Below are 19,785 nucleotides of genomic sequence, written 5' to 3' on the forward strand. Positions count from 1 at the left end.
GCCTATGGCGTTATCCGCGCTACAGGACTATATCGCTCGCGATTTCCTGGCTGCCAGCCGAGTCCACCCAGCTTGCGGCGGGAAGCCAATGCTCTCCGCCAGTCCCACGAGAAGCTCTGTCAATCGAAGCGATAGATATCCATCCCCAACGAGCCCAGGGTAAAGCCGCTGTGCTCGACGCGCATCCCGCCGCCGCCCGCGCCGCGGGCGAAGAACAGCGGCAGCAGGTGCTCGTCGCTGGGGTGGTTGCGCGCCGCCCAGGGCGCCTGCCGGCGGTAGTCGTGAAGCGCGGCCTCGTCGTCGGCCTGGAGCTTTTCCACCATCCAGTCACGGAACTCCCGCGCCCAGGGCGCGATGGCTTCCGGTCCGGCGTGCCAGTCCAGTTCGCCCAGGTTGTGGGTGATGCTGCCGGAACCGATCAGCAGCACGCCTTCCCCGCGCAGTTGGCGCAGGGCCTGGCCGACGCGGCTCTGCAGGGCCGGGCCGAGGCGGCTCGGCAGGGACAGCTGGAGCACCGGGATGTCCGCCTGCGGGTACATCAGGCTCAGCGGCACCCAGGTGCCGTGGTCGAACGGTCGCTGGGGGTCGGCCTGGGCCGGCAGGCCGGCGGCCTGGAGCAGTTCGATCGTCCGCTGCGCCAGCGCCGGCGCGCCCTTGGCCGGGTAGCGCACGGCGTAGAGGGGCGGCGGAAAGCCGTAGAAGTCGTGCCAGATATCCGGCGCCGCGGCGCCGGTTACCCGCAGGTCGTCGCTTTCCCAGTGCGCGGAAACCACCAGGATCGCCTTCGGCCGCGGCAGCTCTGTAGCCAGGCGGCGCAGTTGTACGCCGCTGGCGCCCGGTTCGAGGGCGAGCATCGGTGAGCCGTGGGAAATATAGAGAGTCGGTAGCATGATTCACCTCATGACTCGGATGAGCCATGTTCCTCCCTCGATCAATCGAAAACCAGTATATGTTTTTGAGGATACCTATCGATCCAGGCGTTAGGTCGCGGTCTCGCGCGCTACGCCGGTTGGGCTTTCCGCCCAGTAGCGCCGATCGTCGAGGATCGCCCGGTCACGCTCGAACGCCAGGGGCAGGCGTTCCCTGAGGAAGTCCACCCAGGTGCGGATCTTGGCGTCCAGGTAGCGCCTCGAGGAGTACAACACGAACACCTCGCGGACATGCAGTCGATGGCCCGGCAGTAGCCGCAACAGGCTGCCTTCCTGCAGCGCGCGGGCGGCGACGAAGCCGGGCAGCAGGCAGACGCCGAGCCCGGCCGCGGCGGCGGCGCAGGCGGCCTCGGGAAGGTTGACCTTGAGCGCCTCGTCGAGATCGAGCAGCGTTTCGCCGCGTTCGCCGACGAAGGCCCAGCCCTGCGGGCAGGACGGCGCGGCCACGTTCAGGCAGCGATGCCGCAGCAGGTCCTCCGGCGTGCGTGGCACGCCATGCCGTGCCAGGTATTCCGGTGCGGCACAGACCACGCTGAACACCTGGCCGAGATCGCGGGCGACCAGGGTCGAGTCCGGCAAGGTTCGGCCGAGGGTGATCAGCACGTCCAGGCCTTCCTCGAGCAGGGCCGGGGTGCCCTGGGCCAGCGTGAGGTCGACGGAGACGTCCGGATGGCCGTCCAGGTAGTCCACCAGTAGCGGCATCAGGTGCTCGAGGCCCAGTTCGGTCACCGCGTGGAGGCGCAGGCGACCGCTGGCGTGGGACTGGCTGTCTTCGACGTCCGCCGCGGCGGCGGCGACCGTGCGTAGGATCTGCTTGCAATGCTCGTAGTAGCGCAGACCGCTTTCCGTCACCACGACGCTGCGCGTATTGCGTTGCAGCAGGCGCGCCGAGAGCGCCTGTTCGAGCCCGGCGACCTGGCGCGAAACGGTCGCCGGAGAGGTCCCCAGCGCCTGGGCGGCCTGGGTGAAGCTGCCGTGCTCCACCACGCGGACGAAGGTCCGGATACCTTGCAGCAGGTCCATTTCCAACTCCTTCGCCGGTCCGCGCCCGGCGCCGTCTCAGCCCGACGCCGGGTCGGACGTTGGGCTCCAGCCGCCGCCCAGCGCCTTGTAGAGGTTGACCAGGGTCAGCGACACCGCTTCGTCGCTGGCGACCTGCTGTTCCTGGTTGTCCAGCAGTTGCCGCTGGCTGTCGAGCACGCTGAGGAAGTCCACCGCGCCGGCGCGGTATTGCTCGCGGGCGCTCTGCAGGGCGCGGCGGTTCTGCGCCACGGCTTCGCCGAGGCGCTCCTGGCGGCGCTGGTTGGCGGCGTAGTCGTGCATCGCGTCGTCGACTTCCTGCCAGGCACGCAGCACGGTGCGCTGGTAGTCGATGGCGGCTTCCTGCTGCTGTGCCTCACGTAGCTCCAGGCGTCCGCGCAGGCGTCCGCCTTCGAAGATCGGCAGGCTGAACGCCGGGCCGATGGCGAACTGGCGATGGTCCCAGTCGCCCAGGCTGGACAGTTGCAGGGATTCGAAACCGAAGTTGCCGTTGAGCGTGATGCGCGGATAGAAGTCCGCCTTGGCCACGCCGATGCTGGCGGTAGCGGCGTGCAGGCGCGCTTCGGCACGACGGATGTCGGGGCGGCGCTGGGCCAGTTCGGACGGCAGGCCGACCGGCACGCTGCCCGGCGGACGCGGAATCGCCCGCGCCGGGCCGAGTTCGGCGAGCAGGCTGCCGGGGCTGGCACCGACCAGGTAGCCGAGGGCGTTGACCAGGTGCGCCTGGTTCTTTTCCACCTCGGGCAGGCGTGCCTCCATGCTGGCCACCTGGGCCAGCGCCTGGGCTACCTCGAGGTCGGTGGCGACGCCGTTGGCCAGGCGCGTGCGGGTGAGTTCCAGGCTGCGCCGTGCGGTCTCGAGGTTGTCGCGGATGATCGCCGCACGGTTCTGTTCGCCGCGCAACTGGATATAGTCGCGCGCGGCTTCCGCCAGCACCGAGACCTGCACGTCGCGCAGTTCGTTCTCGCTGGCTTCCACCGTCGCGTCGGCGGCTTCCAGCTCGCGTCGCACGCGGCCCCAGAAGTCCAGCTCCCAGGAGGCGTCGAAGCCGGCCAGGGCGTGGTTGTAGTTGCCTTTGCCGGCCTTGCCGGAAGGATCGAACAGGCCGGCGCTGGTGGTCCGCTGGCGCTGGTAGTTGCCGCTGGCGTCCACCGAGGGCAGGGCGTCGCCGCCGAGGCTGCGACGGATCGCGCGGCTCTGCTGCAGGCGCGCCGCGGCGCTGCGCAGGTCGAGGTTGGCACGCTGGACCCGTTGCAGCAGGGCGTTCAATTGCGCGTCGTCGAACAGCGTCCACCATTGGGCTGCGAGCGGCGCGGCGGCGAGGTGGCTGGGGTTGCCGGCAGCGGCCTGGAGCGACCATTCGCCGGGCGCAGGGCGGTCCGGGCGGGTGAAGTCGGGGCCGAGGCTGCAGGCGCCGAGCGCAAGGCTGGCAATAAGCAGGAGCGGAGTGCCTTTCATTGCTGGGCGACCTCGGCGGAGCGGGTGCCGGTCGCGGTGTCGATCCGTGCTTCCACCGACATGCCCACACGCAACTTGCCCGCCATGGCCTGGCGCGGCTCGAGAACGATCTTCACCGGGATCCGCTGGACCACCTTGGTGAAGTTGCCGGTGGCGTTGTCCGGGGCGATCGGCGCGAAGCTCAGGCCGGTGGCCGGTGCGATGCTGTCGACATGGCCGCGCAGAACCTCGCCGGGGAAGGTATCGACGCGGATCTCCACGGCCTGTCCGGGAGAGACGTGGGTCAGTTGGGTTTCCTGGAAATTGCCGACCACGTAGGCCTGCTGCAGTGGCACCACCGCCAGCAGCGCGCTGCCCGGCGTGACATAGGCGCCGACGCGCAGTTGGCGGCGGCCGACCTGGCCGTCGAAGGGCGCGCGGAGTTCGCAGTAGGAGAGGTCCAGGCGGGCCTGGTCGCGTCGCGCCTGCATGCGTTGCAGGTCGCCACGGGCCTGGCCGACGCGGGCTTCGAGGACGCTCACCTGCTTGCGCGTGGCATCCACTGCGGCCTGGCCCTCGGCCAGCCGGGCGCTGGCGGTATCGATCCGCGATTGCGCCTGCTGGGCGTTCTGCAGGCTGCCGGCGCCCTTGCTGGCGAGGGTCTGGTAGCGGCTTTGCTCGTGACGGGCGAAGACCAGCTCGGCCTGCTCGGCGCGGACCTTGGCCCGCGCCTGTTCGATCAGCGCCTGCTGGCGTTGCAGGTTGGCCTCGGCATTGGCCAGGTTGGCCTCGGCACCGAGCACGTCGGCTTCGGCGGCGGCCAGGGCGGTGCGGAAGTCGCGGTCGTCGAGGCGGGCGAGCAACTGGCCGGCCTTGACCGGCTGGTTGTCCTCGACCAGAACGTCCTGGACGAAGCCGGCGACTTTCGGCGCGACCAGGGTGAAATCGGCGTGCACATAGGCGTCGTCGGTGCTCTGCACGACCCGTGGGGCGAGCAGGTGGAACAGCAGGTAGACCAGTAGGGTCAGGACCAGCAGGGCGGCGAGCAGCAGGCTGCCCTTGCGCGAAGTGATGAACGACATACAGCGACCTTTCAGTGTGTGGGAGCGACCGGGCGGAGCGGGTAGGCCCGTTGCGGCAGGATCGGAATCAGGATCAGCAGGGCGCAGGCCAGGCCGGCCATTGCCAGCAGCACGTCGGCGTTGCCCAGCACCTGGGCCTGTTGGCGGGCCTGTTCGGCCAGGTGCTGCCAGTGCGCGCCGGAGTCGGCGCCCGGTTGCAGGCCGGCGATCTGTTGCAGGCGCAGTTCGACGGCCTGGGGCGCATTGCCCAGGTGATCCACCAGGCGGTTGGAGTGGTAGTGCTCGCGGGCGGTGCCGAGGGCGCCGATCACCGCGGTGGCGACTACCCCGGAGAAGCCGCGGACGGTGTTGAACCAGGCCGAGGCGAAGGGTCCCTCGATGGGCGCGATGACGCTGGTGGAGAGCATCAGCAGCGGAATCACCGCCATCGGCTGGCCGACCACCAGTAACAGCATCGGCAGGTAGAAGTCCTCGCGCACCCAGTCCGCCGTCAGTTGGCTGAAGCTCAGGCAGGCACCGGCGCACAGGCACAGGCCGCAGGCCAGCACCCAGCGGCAGTCGACCCGCGGGATGTTGCAGAGGGCCGCCACCAGCGGCAGCGCGACGAGCTGCGGAAGGGCCACCAGCAACACCATGGGTACGCTCTGCAGGGGGCGGTAGCCGCGGATCTCGGCGAGGAATTCGGTCGGCACGCCCATGCTCGCGCCGAGCACCACCAGCACGCCGGCCAGGGTGATCAGGGCGAAGGTCAGGTTACGGCGCTTCAGCAACTGCAGGCGGAAGAACGGCAGCGGGTGGCTCCATTCGTTGACCAGGAACAGCCCCAGCAGGAGGCTGCCGCTGCCCAGCAGCAGGCAGATCAGCGGCGACTCGAACCAGTCCAGGCGTTCGCCTTGCAGCAGACCGATCACCAGGGCGCAGATCGCCGGGAAGCCGGTGAGCAGGCCGATGCCGTCGAACTGGCGGAAGCGTTCCAGGCGCACCGGGTCCTGGGGGATGCCATGGGACACCGCGGCCATCGCCACCAGGCACAGTGGAATGACCTGCCAGAACACCCACTGCCAGCCGACGTATTCGAACCAGAACGCCGCCAGTGGCAGGCCCAGGTTGGGCCCGAAGGTCGCGGTGAGGGCATAGGCGCCCAGGCCATAGAGCTTTATCCCGGGTGGCAGGAAGCGTAGCGCCACGGTCATCAGCATCGGCGGCAGGCAGCCGGCCATCAGCCCTTGCAGGGTGCGCAGGACCAGCAGGCTCTCGAGGTTCGGCGCGAACGGACAGAGCAGGGCCAGCAGGGCGAAGCCGCCGATGGCGAAGAGCGTGAAGCGGCGCAGGGAAAAGGTCACCGAACACCAGGGCGCGAATGCCATGGCGGCGACCTGGGTGGCTTCGTAGAGCACGGTCAGCCAGGTGCCTTCGTCATGGCCAATGGCGAGTGCGCCGCGCACATCGGTCATGGCGATCTCGGTGACATGACCATTGAGACCGGCGGTGAGCGAGGCGAGCAGCACGCCGAGCAGGCCTACCACGATGCGCGTGCCGAAAGGCTGGGCGGCGGGGGCTGCGGTTGGCGTCGGCTGGCCGAGCGGGGTGGCGAGCGAAGTCATCGCGACCTCGCTACGGCGAGGGTGGGGAAACAAGGCATGGGCGGAAACTCTTCTGATTTCCGCCGCAGTCTAGGAGCGTCCCGGTAGTGTGAAAATTGAAATGATCGAAATGAATCAGTGCATTTTGTGCATCTGTTTCAGTTGGAGCCAAGCAGCGGATGGGGATCGCTCTGCACTTCCTCGCAAATCCGCTTGATCGTTTGCCGGAACCAGCGGTGCGCGGGATCGTTGTCGAAGCGTGGATGCCAGGCCTGGACCACCATCACGGTCTTCAACGGCACCGGGATGTCGAACTGGCGCAGGCCCAGGCCCAGTCGGTTGGCCCGCCACAGGGAATGCTCGGCGATCGGCAGCAGCAGGTCGGAGCCGGGCAGGGCGAAGATCGCCGAGTGGAAGGTCGGGCTGATCAGCTTGACGTCGCGCTTCAGGCCGAGTTCTCCCAGGGCCTGGTCCAGCGGTCCATGGTTGAGGCCACGACGCGAGACGGCGATATGCGGAAAAGCGACGAAGCGCTGCGGAGTGATCTCGCCGTCGAAGATCGGGTGCCCCTGGCGGGCCAGGCCGACGAAGCGGGTGGTGAGCAACTGCTGGGTCTTGACCTCGGGTTCCATCCAGGACGAGGCGCCGATGTAGAGGTCGATGCGGTTCTGCCGCAGTGCCTCGTCGTCGATGTCCGACTCCTGCACGAAGCGCAGGGTGCAGCGCGGCGCCTCCTCGGCGAAGATCTCCAGCAGGCGTATCGACAGACCGCCGACCAGGGTGTTGTTGGAACGCAGGGTGAAGCAGCGCTCCAGCTTGTCCAGTTGGATGGTCTCGCGAGTGTTGAACAGGTCGCGGGCCTGGTCCACCAGTTGCCGGACCTGCTCCTGCAGTTCCAGGGCACGGGGCGTGGGCACCAGCTTGCGGCCGGCGCGGACCATGATCGGGTCGCCTACCGCCTCGCGGATCCGTGACAGGGTACGGCTCATCGCCGGTGGGCTGAGGTGCATGCGGCGCGCGGCTCCGACCACGCTGCCCTCTTCGAGAAGAACGTTGAGGGCGACCAGGAGATTCAGATCGGGAAGATGCATGGAGTGGAAGTATAAGCACGCTGGCATGCGCAGGGTGCAGTCTTTCGTTCTCCCAGGCGTGCGTTCGCTGCATTGCTGGATTGCGTTCGCGGTGCCTTTACGCGCACCGGTGGCTGCCGAAGAATGCCGGTGCACGCTCTATCCGAGGATTTGCCGATGTTCCATACGCTCCTGGTCGCCATCGACGGCGGCCCGCAGACCCGTCGCATTGCCGAGCTGGCGCGGCAGGCCGCCGCGCCGGGCGCGCGGGTCCACCTGCTGTGCGCGGTGGACGCCGGCTATGCGTTGCCGGGCCGGCCGACGCTGCTCGACTATCCGCCCGCCGCGCACGAGTGCGAAGAGGCCCGGCAGGTGCTCGACGAGGCTTGTGCGCTGCTAGCCGGGTGCGAGCTGGAGGTACGGGCCGAGCTGCGCGCCGGCGACCCGGTGCAGGTGATCCTGGGCGAGGCGCGGCGCCTGGGCTGCGAGCTGATCGTCATCGGCCATCGGCACCTGGGACGGCTGGAGCGCCTGCTCGATCCTTCGGTCGGCGACCGGGTGATCCGCGAGGCGCCGTGTCCGGTGCTGGTGGAAGTGCGCGAGGGAGATGCGCAGGGGAGTTGACCTGCCGGCCGATTGTCGCCACCTTGCGGTTTTTCCCACGAATGCGGAGGACAGGATGCAGGCGGATTTTTGGCACGCCCGCTGGGCGAACAACCAGATCGGCTTCCACCTGGACGAGATCAATCCCTACCTGATGCGCCACCTGTCGCGGCTGCGACTGCAAGCGGGCGAACGGATCCTGGTGCCGTTGTGCGGCAAGACCCTGGACCTGGCCTGGCTGGCCGCCCAGGGACTGGAGGTGCTGGGGGTGGAGCTTTCGGAAAAGGCCGTGAGCGACTTCTTCGAGGAGCACGACCTGCGCCCCGAGATCGATCAACTGGGTGGTTTCCGCCGCTACCGGGTCGCCGGCATCACCCTGCTGCAGGGTGATTTCTTCGCCTTGCAGGCAGAGCACCTGGCGCAGTGCAGGGCGTTCTACGACCGCGCCGCGCTGATCGCCCTGCCGCCGGAGATGCGCGAGCGCTATGCCGGGCATCTCCAGGCGGTCCTGCCGACGCGCAGCCTCGGCTTGCTGGTCACCATCGACTACCCGCAGGCGGAGATGGCCGGTCCGCCGTTCGCCGTGCCCGACGAGGAGGTGCGTGGCTACTACGCTGGCGGTTGGCGGATCGAGGAACTGGAGCGCGGCGACGTGCTCGGCGTCAACTGGAAATTCCTCGAGCGCGGGGTGTCCTGGCTGGACGAGGCCGTCTACCTGCTGGAGAGAGGCTGAAACGGGGCGCCGCGCGGCGCCCCGTCCATTTTCAGCGGAGTTCGTCGACCAGCACCGCAAGGGTGCTCAGGACGTCCTGGCCGAGCCGCTTGGAGCGGGCGCCGGACCAGCCGGTCCCGGGCTCCGGGTTGTCGTCGTGGTCCTTGAACGGCATCTCGATGGTGAACGCCAGGCAGTCGTAGGTCTGCCCGACGAAGTTGCAGGCCAGCGCCAGGTTGGCCTGGCCCGGCGCACTGCGTGGGTAGCCATGGCGGATCTGGAATTCGCCGCGCGCCATCAGTTCCTCGCGGAAGCGTTGCTCGAGCCGTTCCAGGCGGGGCGTATAGCCCGGGTTGCCCTCGCAGCCGGCGGCGAATACGTGGGGGATTTCCTCGTCGCCGTGGATGTCGAGGAACAGGTCGACGCCATGGCGCTTCATCTCCTGCTGGACGAACCAGACTTCCGGGCTGCGCTCGGCGCTCGGCTCCAGCCAGGCCCGGTTGAGATCCTGGCCGGCGGCGTTGGTGCGCAGGTTGCCGTGGAACGCGCCGTCCGGGTTCATGTTCGGCACCAGGTACAGGTCGGCCTTTTCCAGCAGGCGCTGCATTTCTGTATCATCCGGCCGCTGCAGGCGCTCGATCAGGCCTTCCATGAACCATTCGGCCATGTGTTCGCCGGGATGCTGCTGGGCGATGACCCACAGCTTCAGGTGGCTGTCGGGATGGCGCCTGACCCGCAGCAATTCGATGTCGCGGCCTTGCACACTGGTGCCGACGGTGAGCCGTTCGACGCCCTCGATGCCGAGCGCACGTTCGACCAGGCGGGCATGCCGTTCGCGGCTGTAGGGCTCGAAGTAGGCGAAGCGGACTTCGCTTTCCTCCGGTTCCAGCTGGAAATGCAGGCCGTCGGCGTCGTATTGCGACGGTACGCGGAACCAGCGTTCGCCATCGTACGAGGCGACTGCCTGGTAGCCGCTCCAGGCATGGCTGTAGGCCGACTGGCCGGCGTTGACCAGGGTGAAGCGGTGCTCGGTGGCGGCAGCCATGCCCTCGACCTTGAAGTGGAACCACTGGAAATGCTGGCTGGCCAGGTCGGGACGGATCGCCAGGCGGATCCGGCGGGGATCGCTGGCATCGATGACCTGGATGTTGCCGCTGTCGAAATCGGCGCGGATCTGCATGGGAACCTCATCGGGCGAAATCACGGACCCGCATGTTCCGGGGCTGGCTCGCGGCTGTCAAAGCGACCATGGATAGGTGGCTTTCCCGGGCATAAAAAAAGGGCGACCGATGGTCGCCCTGTCCCAAGTGTGAAAGCGGATCAGCGTGCGCTGGCGCGCAGCGCTTCGATACGATCTTCCAGCGGCGGGTGGCTCATCAGCAGGCCGGCCAGGCCGTGCTTGAGGCCGCCATTGATGCCGAAGGCGTTCAGGGTGTCGGGCATCTGCACCGGCACGCCCTGTTCCGAACGCAGGCGTTGCAGCGCGGCGATCATCGCGCCGGTGCCGGCCAGGTGGGCGCCGGCGGCGTCGGCGCGGAACTCGCGGCGGCGCGAGAACCACATGACGATGATGCTGGCGAGGATGCCGAGCACCAGTTCGGCGAAGATGGTCGCGACGAAGTAGCCGATGCCCGGGCCGTCCTCGTTCTTCAGGATGGCCTTGTCGACGAAGTTGCCGAAGATCCGCGCGAAGAACATCACGAAGGTGTTCACCACGCCCTGGATCAATGCCAGGGTGACCATGTCGCCGTTGGCGACGTGACCGATCTCGTGGGCGAGGACGGCTTTCACCTCATCGGGCGAGAAACGTTCGAGCAGGCCCTGGCTGACCGCGACCAGCGCGTCGTTCTTGTTCCAGCCGGTGGCGAAGGCGTTGGCCTCGTAGGCGGGGAAGATGCCGACCTCCGGCATCTTGATGCCGGCTTCGCGGGACAGCTCTTCGACGGTTTGCAGCAGCCACTGTTCGTGACGGGTGCGCGGCTGGCTGATGACTTCGGTACCGGTGCTCATCTTCGCCATCCACTTGGAGATGAACAGCGAGACCAGCGAACCGGCGAAACCGAACACGGCGCAGAAGACCAGCAGGCTGCCGTAATTCTGGCCGGTGAAGCGGTCCACCCCGAGCAGTTTCAGGGTGATGCTGGCAATCACCAGGACTGCCAGGTTGGTGGCCAGGAACAACAGGATGCGCATCATGGTGTAAAGCTTCTCCTCACGGCTGAAGGCACGGAGCGCGGTTCGCAGGCCGCCGGGGCGGGCGAACGGGCTCCTGATAATCATGCGGGGTTATATAAGGGGCGGTCCATGGCGATTCAATCGAGGGACTATTTCAAACTGTGTCGCCTTGCGCGCCCAGGTTGCCCTCGAACAGCAGGCGGGTCAGCCCGGCCAGGCGTTCGCCGTCGCCCTGCGCCAGCGCCTGGCGCAACTGGTTGGCCAGGCTGGCCTGTTCGCGGCGCACGCTGGCCGGCGCCTCGGCCAGCGCCGTCGCGGCCCGGGGGACGATACGGGTAAGTCTTAGGAAGGCCTTTTCGCTGAGCACCGCCTGGTCGAGAGCCTCGTAATGAATGGTGTTGGCGAAGCGCAGGTAGCCTTCCTCGGCGAGCCAGAGTAACGCGCCCAGACAACTTTGGTGACGTTTGCTCGGCAGGCCGAACTCGTCCGGCGCCTCGCGGCCGATCAGGTCTTCGACGTAGAGCGCGGTCTTGCGCGGAAACGCCTGGTAGAGAAGCAGGAGGCCGCCAGCGGCGTCCTTGTGGAAGTCGTCGATCTGCAGGTCCATGGATGGGTCGCCGGGCAGGGCGGCGCCAGCGGCGCCGCGGGAGCGGGGGGGTTACTGCTGGTAGCCCTTGAGGAAGCTGCCGATGCGCAGGATCGCCTGCTCCAGGTCGTCGACGCGGGGCAGGGTGACCACCCGGAAGTGGTCGGGCCACGGCCAGTTGAAGGCGGTGCCCTGGACGATCAGCAGTTTTTCCGAGAGCAGTAGGTCGAGGACGAACTTTTCGTCGTTGTGGATCGGGCAGACCTTCGGGTCGATCCGCGGGAAGGCGTACAGCGCGCCCATCGGCTTCACGCAGCTGACGCCGGGGATGTCGTTGAGCAGTTCCCAGGCGCGGTTGCGCTGCTCCAGCAGGCGCCCCGGCGGCAGGACCAGATCGTTGATGCTCTGGTAGCCGCCCAGGGCGGTCTGGATCGCGTGCTGCGCCGGGACGTTGGCGCACAGGCGCATGTTGGCGAGGATGTCGAGACCTTCGATATAGCTCTGTGCCCGCTGCTTGGGCCCGGAGATCGCCACCCAGCCGGAGCGGAAGCCGGCCACCCGGTAGGATTTGGACAGGCCGTTGAAGGTCAGGCAGAGCACGTCCGGCGCCAGCGAGGCGGTGGAGACGTGGACGGCGCCGTCGTAGAGGATCTTGTCGTAGATCTCGTCGGAGAACAGCACCAGGTTGTGCTGGCGGGCCAGTTCGACCATGCCTTCCAGCACTTCCCTGGAATACACCGCGCCGGTGGGGTTGTTCGGGTTGATGATCACCATCGCCCTGGTGTTCGGCGTGATCTTCGCCTTGATGTCTTCCAGGTCCGGCCACCAGTTGGCCTGCTCGTCGCACAGGTAGTGCACCGCCTTGCCGCCGGCGAGGCTGACCGCGGCGGTCCACAGCGGGTAGTCGGGAGCGGGGATCAGCACCTCGTCGCCGTTGTTCAGCAGCGCCTGCATGGACATCACGATCAGTTCCGACACGCCGTTGCCGAGGTAGATGTCCTCGATGCCGACGCCTTCCACCTGCTTCTGCTGGTAATACTGCATCACTGCCTTGCGCGCGCTGAACAGGCCCTTGGAGTCGCTGTAGCCCTGGGCGGTCGGCAGGTTGCGGATGACGTCCTGGAGAATTTCCTCGGGAGCTTCGAAACCGAACGGCGCCGGGTTGCCGATATTCAGCTTGAGGATGCGGTGACCCTCTTCCTCTAGGCGTTTGGCGTGCTTGAGCACCGGCCCGCGAATGTCATAGCAGACGTTGGCGAGCTTGTTCGATTTGCTGACCTGCATGATGTGTCGAGTCCCGAAGTGAGCGAACACCGTGGAACAGGCTGCGAAAAGCCCGCTGGATCGCGGCTTGGCAGGCTGTAACGCGGATGACAGACTGGCGTCTATAAGGAGCACGCATGATACGTGCGGCCCGTCCCCCGGAAAAGGGAGCGCCGGGCATTTTTCAGATCGCGAGGTAGAGCCGATGAGCAAGATCGACAAACCCCTGGACTCCTGGCGCGAGGAGTTGACCGAAGAGCAGTTCCACATCTGTCGCCTGGGCGGTACCGAACGCGCCTTCAGTGGCGAATACCACGCCACCAAGACCCCCGGGATCTATCATTGCACCTGCTGCGGCACGGCGTTGTTCGACTCCGACGCCAAGTACGACTCCGGCAGCGGTTGGCCGAGCTATTTCCAGCCGGTGGACGCCGAGGCGGTCCGCGAACTGGACGACTTCAGCCACGGCATGCATCGCATCGAAGTCCGCTGCGGCCGCTGCGATGCCCACCTGGGGCACGTCTTCCCGGATGGCCCCCGGCCCACCGGGTTGCGTTACTGCATCAACTCGGCCTCGCTGAAGCTGGTGCCGCGGGAGAGCTAGAGAGCGACGACCCGTCTTTGGTTCGGGTCGTTTTCATTCAATCAAGTTGTGTGCAATTGAATTGCGAGCTACTTTATTTCGAAACCCACCCTCAACAAGGAAGACAAGCCATGAGCGATTCGCTGCTGAGCATTCCCTGCACCACCATCAAGGGCGAACAGAAGACCCTGGCCGACTTCGGCGGCAAGGCGCTGCTGGTGGTGAACACCGCCAGCAAGTGCGGCTTCACCCCGCAGTACCAGGGGCTGGAGGCCTTGTGGGAAAAATACCGTGAGCGCGGACTGGTGGTGCTCGGGTTCCCCTGCAACCAGTTCGGCAAGCAGGAACCGGGCGACGAGGGCGAGATTTCGCAGTTCTGCGAACTGAACTACGGGGTGAGCTTCCCGCTGTTCAGGAAGATCGAGGTCAACGGCGCCGGCGCCCACCCGTTGTTCGTCAGCCTGAAGAAGCGCGCGCCGGGCCTGCTCGGCAGCCAGGGCATCAAGTGGAACTTCACCAAGTTCCTGATCGGCCGCGATGGCCAGGTGGTGAAGCGCTATGCGCCGACCACCAAGCCGGAGGAGCTGAGCTCGGCGATCGAGGCGCTGCTTGAATGAGCACCCGGGGAAAAGTCGCCAGGCCGGATGGCGTCGAAGAATCGCTGCTGCTCGACAACCAGCTGTGTTTCAAGCTGTACGCCGCCTCGCGCGCGGTGATCCGCGGCTATCGGCCGCTGCTCGAACAGATCGGCCTGACCTACCCGCAGTACCTGGTCATGCTGGTGCTCTGGGAGTGGCATGCGAGCCCGCCGGAGCAGCCGACGGTGAAGGCCCTGGGCGACCGCCTGCTGCTCGACTCCGGAACCCTGACGCCCTTGCTCAAGCGTCTCGAACAGCTCGGCCTGGTGGATCGCCGTCGCGCCAGTCACGATGAGCGGGAAGTGCACCTGACGCTGACGGTGCCGGGGATCACCTTGCGCGAACGGGTCATTCCGCTGCGCCAGCAGCTGATCTGCAGCACCGGTTTCGACCTCAACGAGATGTTCGACCTGCACCAGCGCCTGGGCGGATTGCTGTCGCGCTTCCGTCTGGTGGTAGGAGGCTAGCCGTCGTCGCGAGGCCGGCTAGTCGCTCGCGGTGAGCGGGCACCAACGGTCGAGGATGGCTTTCAGTTCGTCGCGGTGGAAAGGCTTGGCCAGGTAGTCGTCCATGCCGGCGGCACGACAACGTTCGCGCTCGTCCGGCAGGGCGTTGGCGGTCAGCGCGATGATCGGCAGGCCGCCCCAGCGTCCGCTGTCGCGGATCTGCCGGGTCGCTTCGTAGCCGTCCATCACCGGCATGTTGCAGTCCATCAGGACCAGGTCGATGGGATGCTCCTCCAGCATCTTCAGGGCATTCAGCCCGTGTTCGGCGATCCATACCTGGCAGCCGAGCTTGTGCAGCAGGCCCTTGGCGACCAACTGGTTGACCGGGTTGTCCTCCACCAGCAGGACCCGGGTGTTGCGCTGTTCTCCCGTGGTGTCCGAGGCGCTCGACGGGGCTATGGCAGTGTGTTCGAGCACGTGTTTCAGGGCCTGGTACAACTGGTTGCGACTCAGCGGCCTGGCCAGTTGGCGCAGCGGCGACAGGCGGCGGGCCAGCTCCGGTTCGAGGAAACTGCCGTAGGCGGTGACCAGCAGGATCGGCGTACCGATGCTCGGACGCAGTCCCATCAGACAGTCCGGGCAATCCGATATCAGTACGTCGAGCGAGTGGCCGAGCAGGCTGTCGTCGGTCTCCAGACGCTTGTACTCCAGGCCCCAGCGCGGCAGCCAGGTTTGCAGCAGCTGCGCCAGCCCGCTGTTGGCCGAGCATTGCGCGATCACCCGGCCGCGCAGCGGCAGCGCCTGCAGCGGAGGGCTGACCGGCGCCAGCGGCAGGCCGACGCTGAACAGGCTGCCCAGGCCGACCGTCGACTCCACCGTCAGCTCGCCCTGCATGGCCTCGCACAGCTTGCGCGTGAGGGCCAGGCCGAGGCCTGTGCCGCCGTATTGGCGGGTGATACCCGCGTCGGCCTGGGTGAACGGTTGGAAGATGCGATCCAGCGCCTCCTGGGCGATGCCGATGCCGGTGTCGCGCACACTGATGCGCACACCCTCGGCGGTGGCTTCCACGCGAACGTCGACCCGCCCCAGGCGGGTGAACTTCAGCGCGTTGGACAGCAGGTTGCTGACGACCTGGCGAATCCGCGTCGGGTCGCCGGAAACCTGGGCGGGCAGGGCGGGGTCGACCAGGCAGGTCAGCTCCACGCCGGCCGCGGCGTTCTGCGAGAGGAGGCTGGCGGTGTCTTCCACCAGGACGCCCAGGTCGAACGGGATCTGTTCCAGGACCAGTTGCCCGGCCTCGAACTTGGAGAGGTCGAGCACGTCGTTGAGCAATTCCACCAGCACCTTGCCGGAGTCGTGGGCGATCGACAGCTGCTGGCGCTGTTCCGGGGTGAGCGGGCCGTCGAGGCTCAGCGAGAGCATGCCGAGCAGGCCGTTCAGCGGCGTGCGGATCTCGTGGCTCATGTTGGCCAGGAAGCTGGCGCGGGCCTGGGCCATATCGAGAGCGGTCTGGCGGGCTTCTTCGAGTTCCTGGTTGGATAGCGTCAGGCGCGCGTTGGCGGCCTTCAGCTCGGCGGTACGGGCGGCGACGATGCTTTCCAGCTCCTCCAGGTACTGGGTCAGGCGGTTCTCCGCCTCCCGGCGCTGTTCGATCTCTACCGAGATGCGCCCGAGCTGGCGGTTGATGACTTCCACCAGCACGCCGATCTCGTCGCGTTCGTGGCCCTTGGGGCAGGGCAGGCGCATGCGTGCCGGCGAGCGTGGATCGTGTCCGCTGAGGGCCTGGATCAGGCTGACCAGGGGCTTGGTCAGCAGGGTATAGAAGAGCACCAGCAGGATCAGCGACAGCAGCAGGCTGCGCACGAAGCCGGAGAGCAGGGTGATGCCGGCGCGACGGAGGAAGTCGTTGCCGAACACGAAGGTGTCGATTTCCAGGTGCAGTACGCCGAGGGCCTCGCCCGGCGCATGGTCGACATGCAACGGGTCCTCGTAGACCCGCTTGTGGCCGAAGAGGAAGTCGCTGAGCGGCCGCAGGCGGCTTTCGGCGGATTCGCGCGAGGCGCTGGCCAGCGGCAGGCCGGAGGTGTCGATGATTTCCGCGCGGACCACGGCGGGCGAACGGAGCAGGCCGAGGACCAGCTCCTGGGCCAGCTCCGCATCGATGTTGTAGGCGATTCGCGCGGCGGGGTTGTGGCTGACGTCCAGCAGCGCGCGCACTTCGCGATTGATGGATGCGTCCTGGCTGGCATAATCGACGCCAACCTGAATCAGGCTGAGCAGGGTTCCCAGGATAAAGGCCACCAGCACGGTGAGGCTGGCCTGTTTGAACGACAGGCGATGGGTCAGCGCTATATCCATGGGGGCGGGGATCAGCCTTGGCGAGGTTCTGCCGCCTAGCATAGCCCATCCCGACCGTCTGTCGGGGTTCCTGGGCGCAACCGATGATCGATCCGTGACGTCAGTCCGATCCGAGGAGAACAGAGTGGATTCCCGATTGAGCGATTTTCTTGCCCGCGCCGAAAGCGTGCTCGCGCGCCTGGAGCCGCTGCTGCCGGCCGTACGCGAAGCCGTCGACTGGGAGCGCAGCCTGGCGGCGCGCTGGCACCGCGACGGCCGTAGCGGCTACCTGCAGCCGCTGGAGGTCAGCCTCGACCTGCGCCTGGCCGACCTGCTGGGCGTAGAGCGGCAGCGCGAGCAACTGGAACGCAACACCCGCCAGTTCGTCGCCGGCCAGCCGGCCAACCACGCCTTGCTCTGGGGGGCCCGCGGGACCGGCAAGTCCTCCCTGGTTCGTGCGCTGCTGGCCGAGCTGGCCGGCGCCGGGCTGCGCCTGATCGAGATCGAGCGCGACCACCTGGCCGACCTGCCGCGCGTGGTGGAGCAACTGCAAGGCCTGCCACAGCGCTTCGTGCTGTTCTGCGACGACCTCTCGTTCGATGCCGGGGAAGGCGACTACCGGGTACTCAAGAGCGTGCTCGACGGCTCGCTGGAACAGGCGCCGGAGAATGTGCTGCTCTACGCCACCTCCAACCGCCGGCACCTGGTTTCGGAGAAGCAGAGCGACAACGAGAACTGGAAGATGGTGGACGGCGAGCTGCATCCCAACGAAGCGGTGGAGGACAAGATCGCCTTGTCCGACCGTTTCGGCCTGTGGCTGTCGTTCTATCCCTTCACCCAGGAGCATTTCCTCAGCGTGGTTCACCACTGGGTGGACGTGCTCGCGGAGAAGGCCGGGCTGGCCTGGAGCTGGAGCGAGGAACTGGAGAAGGAAGCGATCCGCTGGGCGCTTGGCCGCGGCAACCGCAACGGCCGTTGCGCCTATCAGTTCTCCCGCTACTGGGTGGGCAAGCAACTGCTGGAGCGCCAGGCATGATCGATCTGCAGCAATCTGGCGCCGGGCTGGCCGGCTACGCCCTGCTGGCGGCGCAGGCCGAGGCGCTGTTCGCCGACGAGCGCGATTTCATCGCCAACGCCGCGCAGTTCTCCGCCTTTCTCTTCCATGAGCTGGGCGACCTGAACTGGGCCGGCTTCTATCTGAACCGCAACGAGGAACTGGTCCTGGGACCGTTCCAGGGCAAGGTCGCCTGCGTCCGCATCCCCTTCTCCAAGGGCGTCTGCGGCGCCGCGGCGCGTACCCGGCTGACCCAGCGGGTCGACGACGTCCACGCGTTTCCCGGCCACATCGCCTGCGACAGCGCTTCCAGCAGCGAACTGGTGGTGCCTCTGCTCAAGGACGGCCGCCTGGTCGCTGTGCTCGATCTGGACAGCCCGAGCGTGGGACGCTTCAGCGCCGAGGACCAGGCCGGGATCGAAGGCCTGGTGGAGATATTCCTGCGCCTGACGGACTGCTGAGCGACGCGTTCAGGCTTTCGCTGCGAGCTTGTCGAGGGTCCGTCGTTCCCCCGGCAGCAGCGCTTGCATCGCCGGGCGTTCGAGCATCCGCGCGAAATGCGCGGCGAGGGCCGGCCAGCGTTGCTCGTCCAGGTTTTCGCCGGCGTGACGCAGGTTGACCAACTGGCTGGCGATCGCCAGGTCGGCGAGGGTCAGTCGCTCGCCGACGAAGAAGGCCCGGCCGTCGAGATGGTTTTCCAGGTAATCGAAGTGCGCTGGCAGCTTTTCCTCCAGCGCGCGACGCACGTCGTTTTCCTCGCAGGCCTGGCCCATCGCCGGCTTGAGTATCCGGTTGCGGAAGATCGTCAGCGTGGCCAGGGGAGCGATCTCGTAGTCGGCGTATTTTTCCAGCCAGCGCACCGCTGCGCGGCCGGCGGGGGCGTCGCCCTGGAGATTCGGCGGTTCGGGATAGCGTTCTTCCAGGTACTGGCAGATCACGCTGGAGTCGGCGAGGGCCAGGTCGCCGTCGCGCAACGCCGGGATGCGGCCCAGCGGACTGATCTCGCGATACCAGGCCGGCTGGCCGAACGGGGCGATCGCTTCCAACTGGTAGTCGAGGCCCTTTTCGGCCAGGAGCAGGCGGACCTTGCGGACGAACGGAGACAGCGGGGCTCCGTAGAGTGTCAGGCTCATAACGATTTCCTCGGTCGATATGAGCCTGGGTTATAGCACGGCTGCCGTGGGCAGGCCGGAATCAGTCGTAGACGTTCTTCTTCTTCCACAGGTCGTCTGCATCGAGGGCCTTCAATCCCTCGTTGAGTTCGCTGGGCTCCTCGCTCGCCGGCTGGCTGTTGTTCAGCACCATCGCGTTGGCGCGGGCCAGCTGCGCTTCCATCTGCTGCAGCTCCGCCTGGTAGCGCGCCAGCTCGGGCTGCTTGCGCAGGTACTGGGCGCCGCGTTCGAAGGCCAGGCGCGCCTGGCGCGGTTCGTTCTGCTGCAGGGCCTGCTGGCCGAGATTGCCGAAGAACTCGATATGCAGGCGCACCAGGAGGTGGCGAATCTCCTTGACCCAGATCTGCGCCTCGCTGCGCGGCAGGTGGCCGTCCTGGGTGAAACGGGTGAGCTGGGCATGCAGGGCTTCGAAGAGGAAGCGGACTTCCTTGGCCTTGTCCTCGGTCAGGATCGCCTGGGGCGGATTGCGCACCGGGATCGACTCGCCCTTGGCGACCAGCGCGCGCAACTCTTCTATACGAGCCTTGAGCCCGGCATCGGCTTTCTTCTCCAGCGCCAGTTGCTGCTCGCTGAGGCTGAGCTCGATCTGGCTCATCAACAGCTTCAGCGACGGGCTGACGAACTGGCCGGGAAGGCTCTCGGAAATCTGCGCGCAGCGCCGGACCCGGTCGTTGAGTTCGGCCTTCAGGCGCGCTTTCTCCAGCTTGCTGTTTTCCACCACGTGGTTGATATAGCCAATGGCGATGAGGAGGGCGATCCCGCCGATGATGAGGGCGGTAATGAGGAGTGGCGACACCTTGGGACTCCGCTGTAAGAATTTTCTCAGTCTAATGTCTTGGTGCTACCACTGATAGCAGCAGCTCATTATTTGCACAGAAGTCTTTGATTTAAAAAAATTTTCTCAGAAGGGTTGACGCCTCCCCGGACGCTCCATAAAATGCGCGCCACTTCCAGCGTGAAGCCAAACGCGAAACACTGGAAGCCGGAAAGATCTGTTGTAAGTTCCGGGCCGCGTCCCCTTCGTCTAGTGGCCTAGGACACCGCCCTTTCACGGCGGTAACAGGGGTTCGAGTC

20 protein-coding genes are annotated in these 19,785 nt (G+C 66.7%); 7 read left to right on the forward strand and 13 right to left on the reverse strand.

All coding sequences use genetic code 11. The features are described 5' to 3' along the window. Positions 1–119 precede the first annotated feature (119 nt). From ACTJJX_RS05385 to ACTJJX_RS05410, 6 genes are all read right to left on the reverse strand, one after another. Positions 120–890 carry a DODA-type extradiol aromatic ring-opening family dioxygenase gene (locus tag ACTJJX_RS05385; RefSeq protein ID WP_003109673.1) on the reverse strand — a complete coding sequence of 257 codons (771 nt, stop codon included), beginning with the start codon at positions 888–890 and terminating at the stop codon, positions 120–122. 90 nt (positions 891–980) lie between these two features. Then, positions 981–1,952 (reverse strand): LysR family transcriptional regulator, encoded by a 972-nt coding sequence (locus ACTJJX_RS05390; RefSeq protein WP_003106096.1) that lies wholly within the window; start codon positions 1,950–1,952, stop codon positions 981–983. A 36-nt stretch (positions 1,953–1,988) separates the two neighbouring features. Continuing rightward, complete coding sequence (locus ACTJJX_RS05395; protein WP_003114759.1) at positions 1,989–3,428, reverse strand: efflux transporter outer membrane subunit; 1,440 nt, start codon at positions 3,426–3,428, stop codon at positions 1,989–1,991. Further along, on the reverse strand, positions 3,425–4,489 hold the full coding sequence (locus tag ACTJJX_RS05400) for an HlyD family secretion protein (RefSeq protein WP_003114760.1): 1,065 nt from the start codon (positions 4,487–4,489) through the stop codon (positions 3,425–3,427). The genes ACTJJX_RS05395 and ACTJJX_RS05400 overlap by 4 nt, the downstream gene beginning before the upstream one ends. Positions 4,490–4,500: 11 nt before the next feature. After that, a complete protein-coding gene (locus ACTJJX_RS05405; protein ID WP_320535446.1) occupies positions 4,501–6,093 on the reverse strand; it encodes an MFS transporter in 1,593 nt (530 codons plus the stop codon). A 137-nt stretch (positions 6,094–6,230) separates the two neighbouring features. Next, positions 6,231–7,190 (reverse strand): LysR family transcriptional regulator, encoded by a 960-nt coding sequence (locus ACTJJX_RS05410; RefSeq protein WP_003143729.1) that lies wholly within the window; start codon positions 7,188–7,190, stop codon positions 6,231–6,233. Between the two features lie 129 nt (positions 7,191–7,319). Between ACTJJX_RS05410 and ACTJJX_RS05415 the strand changes: the two genes are divergently transcribed. Together ACTJJX_RS05415 and ACTJJX_RS05420 are read left to right on the forward strand one after the other, a co-directional pair. Further along, a complete protein-coding gene (locus tag ACTJJX_RS05415; RefSeq protein WP_003106084.1) occupies positions 7,320–7,766 on the forward strand; it encodes a universal stress protein in 447 nt (148 codons plus the stop codon). Between the two features lie 55 nt (positions 7,767–7,821). Further along, positions 7,822–8,478, forward strand: a complete 657-nt coding sequence (locus ACTJJX_RS05420) for a thiopurine S-methyltransferase (RefSeq protein WP_003452374.1) — start codon at positions 7,822–7,824, stop codon at positions 8,476–8,478. 31 nt (positions 8,479–8,509) lie between these two features. On the opposite strand, the gene ACTJJX_RS05425 is transcribed toward ACTJJX_RS05420, so the two are convergent. The 4 genes from ACTJJX_RS05425 to ACTJJX_RS05440 all read right to left on the reverse strand — a co-directional run bounded on the left by ACTJJX_RS05425 (position 8,510) and on the right by ACTJJX_RS05440 (position 12,502). Beyond that, positions 8,510–9,637 carry a M14 family metallopeptidase gene (locus ACTJJX_RS05425; RefSeq protein ID WP_016852698.1) on the reverse strand — a complete coding sequence of 376 codons (1,128 nt, stop codon included), beginning with the start codon at positions 9,635–9,637 and terminating at the stop codon, positions 8,510–8,512. Positions 9,638–9,777: 140 nt separating this feature from the next. Next, a complete protein-coding gene (gene htpX / locus ACTJJX_RS05430; RefSeq protein WP_003090915.1) occupies positions 9,778–10,653 on the reverse strand; it encodes a protease HtpX in 876 nt (291 codons plus the stop codon). A 133-nt stretch (positions 10,654–10,786) separates the two neighbouring features. Next, complete coding sequence (locus ACTJJX_RS05435; RefSeq protein WP_016852699.1) at positions 10,787–11,239, reverse strand: hypothetical protein; 453 nt, start codon at positions 11,237–11,239, stop codon at positions 10,787–10,789. A gap of 51 nt (positions 11,240–11,290) precedes the next feature. After that, positions 11,291–12,502: a pyridoxal phosphate-dependent aminotransferase gene (locus ACTJJX_RS05440; RefSeq protein ID WP_003098808.1), complete on the reverse strand. Its 1,212-nt coding sequence runs from the start codon at positions 12,500–12,502 to the stop codon at positions 11,291–11,293. Between the two features lie 184 nt (positions 12,503–12,686). Between ACTJJX_RS05440 and msrB the strand changes: the two genes are divergently transcribed. From msrB to ospR, 3 genes are all read left to right on the forward strand, one after another. Then, a complete protein-coding gene (msrB, locus tag ACTJJX_RS05445; protein ID WP_003090911.1) occupies positions 12,687–13,085 on the forward strand; it encodes a peptide-methionine (R)-S-oxide reductase MsrB in 399 nt (132 codons plus the stop codon). Positions 13,086–13,195: 110 nt separating this feature from the next. Then, on the forward strand, positions 13,196–13,681 hold the full coding sequence (locus ACTJJX_RS05450) for a glutathione peroxidase (protein WP_003090910.1): 486 nt from the start codon (positions 13,196–13,198) through the stop codon (positions 13,679–13,681). After that, positions 13,678–14,169, forward strand: coding sequence for a hydroperoxide stress response transcriptional regulator OspR (gene ospR, locus ACTJJX_RS05455; protein WP_003114767.1), 492 nt, complete (start codon positions 13,678–13,680; stop codon positions 14,167–14,169). Before ACTJJX_RS05450 ends, ospR begins: the two co-directional genes overlap by 4 nt. A gap of 18 nt (positions 14,170–14,187) precedes the next feature. On the opposite strand, the gene sagS is transcribed toward ospR, so the two are convergent. Beyond that, positions 14,188–16,548, reverse strand: coding sequence for a two-component system sensor histidine kinase/response regulator SagS (gene sagS, locus ACTJJX_RS05460; protein ID WP_003158678.1), 2,361 nt, complete (start codon positions 16,546–16,548; stop codon positions 14,188–14,190). Between the two features lie 82 nt (positions 16,549–16,630). Between sagS and ACTJJX_RS05465 the strand changes: the two genes are divergently transcribed. Both ACTJJX_RS05465 and ACTJJX_RS05470 read left to right on the forward strand, forming a co-directional pair. After that, on the forward strand, positions 16,631–17,521 hold the full coding sequence (locus ACTJJX_RS05465) for an ATP-binding protein (protein ID WP_003098802.1): 891 nt from the start codon (positions 16,631–16,633) through the stop codon (positions 17,519–17,521). After that, positions 17,518–18,000, forward strand: coding sequence for a GAF domain-containing protein (locus ACTJJX_RS05470; RefSeq protein WP_003090905.1), 483 nt, complete (start codon positions 17,518–17,520; stop codon positions 17,998–18,000). The genes ACTJJX_RS05465 and ACTJJX_RS05470 overlap by 4 nt, the downstream gene beginning before the upstream one ends. A gap of 9 nt (positions 18,001–18,009) precedes the next feature. On the opposite strand, the gene ACTJJX_RS05475 is transcribed toward ACTJJX_RS05470, so the two are convergent. Both ACTJJX_RS05475 and ACTJJX_RS05480 read right to left on the reverse strand, forming a co-directional pair. Next, positions 18,010–18,672, reverse strand: coding sequence for a glutathione S-transferase family protein (locus tag ACTJJX_RS05475; RefSeq protein WP_003098798.1), 663 nt, complete (start codon positions 18,670–18,672; stop codon positions 18,010–18,012). A gap of 61 nt (positions 18,673–18,733) precedes the next feature. Next, entirely contained in the window at positions 18,734–19,507 is a 774-nt protein-coding gene (locus ACTJJX_RS05480) for a hypothetical protein (RefSeq protein ID WP_003090903.1), read from the reverse strand. Positions 19,508–19,785: the final 278 nt, after the last annotated feature.

It is taken from the genome of Pseudomonas sp. 22490 (assembly GCF_052044465.1).
In the GTDB taxonomy this organism is placed as follows: domain Bacteria; phylum Pseudomonadota; class Gammaproteobacteria; order Pseudomonadales; family Pseudomonadaceae; genus Pseudomonas; species Pseudomonas aeruginosa.

Bases quoted from the DNA above. Each gene is read 5' to 3' on its own strand.
- ACTJJX_RS05385 (WP_003109673.1), bottom strand. From the start codon at position 890: ATGCTACCGACTCTCTATATTTCCCACGGCTCACCGATGCTCGCCCTC.
- ACTJJX_RS05390 (WP_003106096.1), bottom strand. From the start codon at position 1,952: ATGGACCTGCTGCAAGGTATCCGGACCTTCGTCCGCGTGGTGGAGCAC.
- ACTJJX_RS05395 (WP_003114759.1), bottom strand. From the start codon at position 3,428: ATGAAAGGCACTCCGCTCCTGCTTATTGCCAGCCTTGCGCTCGGCGCC.
- ACTJJX_RS05400 (WP_003114760.1), bottom strand. From the start codon at position 4,489: ATGTCGTTCATCACTTCGCGCAAGGGCAGCCTGCTGCTCGCCGCCCTG.
- ACTJJX_RS05405 (WP_320535446.1), bottom strand. From the start codon at position 6,093: ATGACTTCGCTCGCCACCCCGCTCGGCCAGCCGACGCCAACCGCAGCC.
- ACTJJX_RS05410 (WP_003143729.1), bottom strand. From the start codon at position 7,190: ATGCCAGCGTGCTTATACTTCCACTCCATGCATCTTCCCGATCTGAAT.
- ACTJJX_RS05415 (WP_003106084.1), top strand. From the start codon at position 7,320: ATGTTCCATACGCTCCTGGTCGCCATCGACGGCGGCCCGCAGACCCGT.
- ACTJJX_RS05420 (WP_003452374.1), top strand. From the start codon at position 7,822: ATGCAGGCGGATTTTTGGCACGCCCGCTGGGCGAACAACCAGATCGGC.
- ACTJJX_RS05425 (WP_016852698.1), bottom strand. From the start codon at position 9,637: ATGCAGATCCGCGCCGATTTCGACAGCGGCAACATCCAGGTCATCGAT.
- htpX (WP_003090915.1), bottom strand. From the start codon at position 10,653: ATGATGCGCATCCTGTTGTTCCTGGCCACCAACCTGGCAGTCCTGGTG.
- ACTJJX_RS05435 (WP_016852699.1), bottom strand. From the start codon at position 11,239: ATGGACCTGCAGATCGACGACTTCCACAAGGACGCCGCTGGCGGCCTC.
- ACTJJX_RS05440 (WP_003098808.1), bottom strand. From the start codon at position 12,502: ATGCAGGTCAGCAAATCGAACAAGCTCGCCAACGTCTGCTATGACATT.
- msrB (WP_003090911.1), top strand. From the start codon at position 12,687: ATGAGCAAGATCGACAAACCCCTGGACTCCTGGCGCGAGGAGTTGACC.
- ACTJJX_RS05450 (WP_003090910.1), top strand. From the start codon at position 13,196: ATGAGCGATTCGCTGCTGAGCATTCCCTGCACCACCATCAAGGGCGAA.
- ospR (WP_003114767.1), top strand. From the start codon at position 13,678: ATGAGCACCCGGGGAAAAGTCGCCAGGCCGGATGGCGTCGAAGAATCG.
- sagS (WP_003158678.1), bottom strand. From the start codon at position 16,548: ATGCTAGGCGGCAGAACCTCGCCAAGGCTGATCCCCGCCCCCATGGAT.
- ACTJJX_RS05470 (WP_003090905.1), top strand. From the start codon at position 17,518: ATGATCGATCTGCAGCAATCTGGCGCCGGGCTGGCCGGCTACGCCCTG.
- ACTJJX_RS05475 (WP_003098798.1), bottom strand. From the start codon at position 18,672: ATGAGCCTGACACTCTACGGAGCCCCGCTGTCTCCGTTCGTCCGCAAG.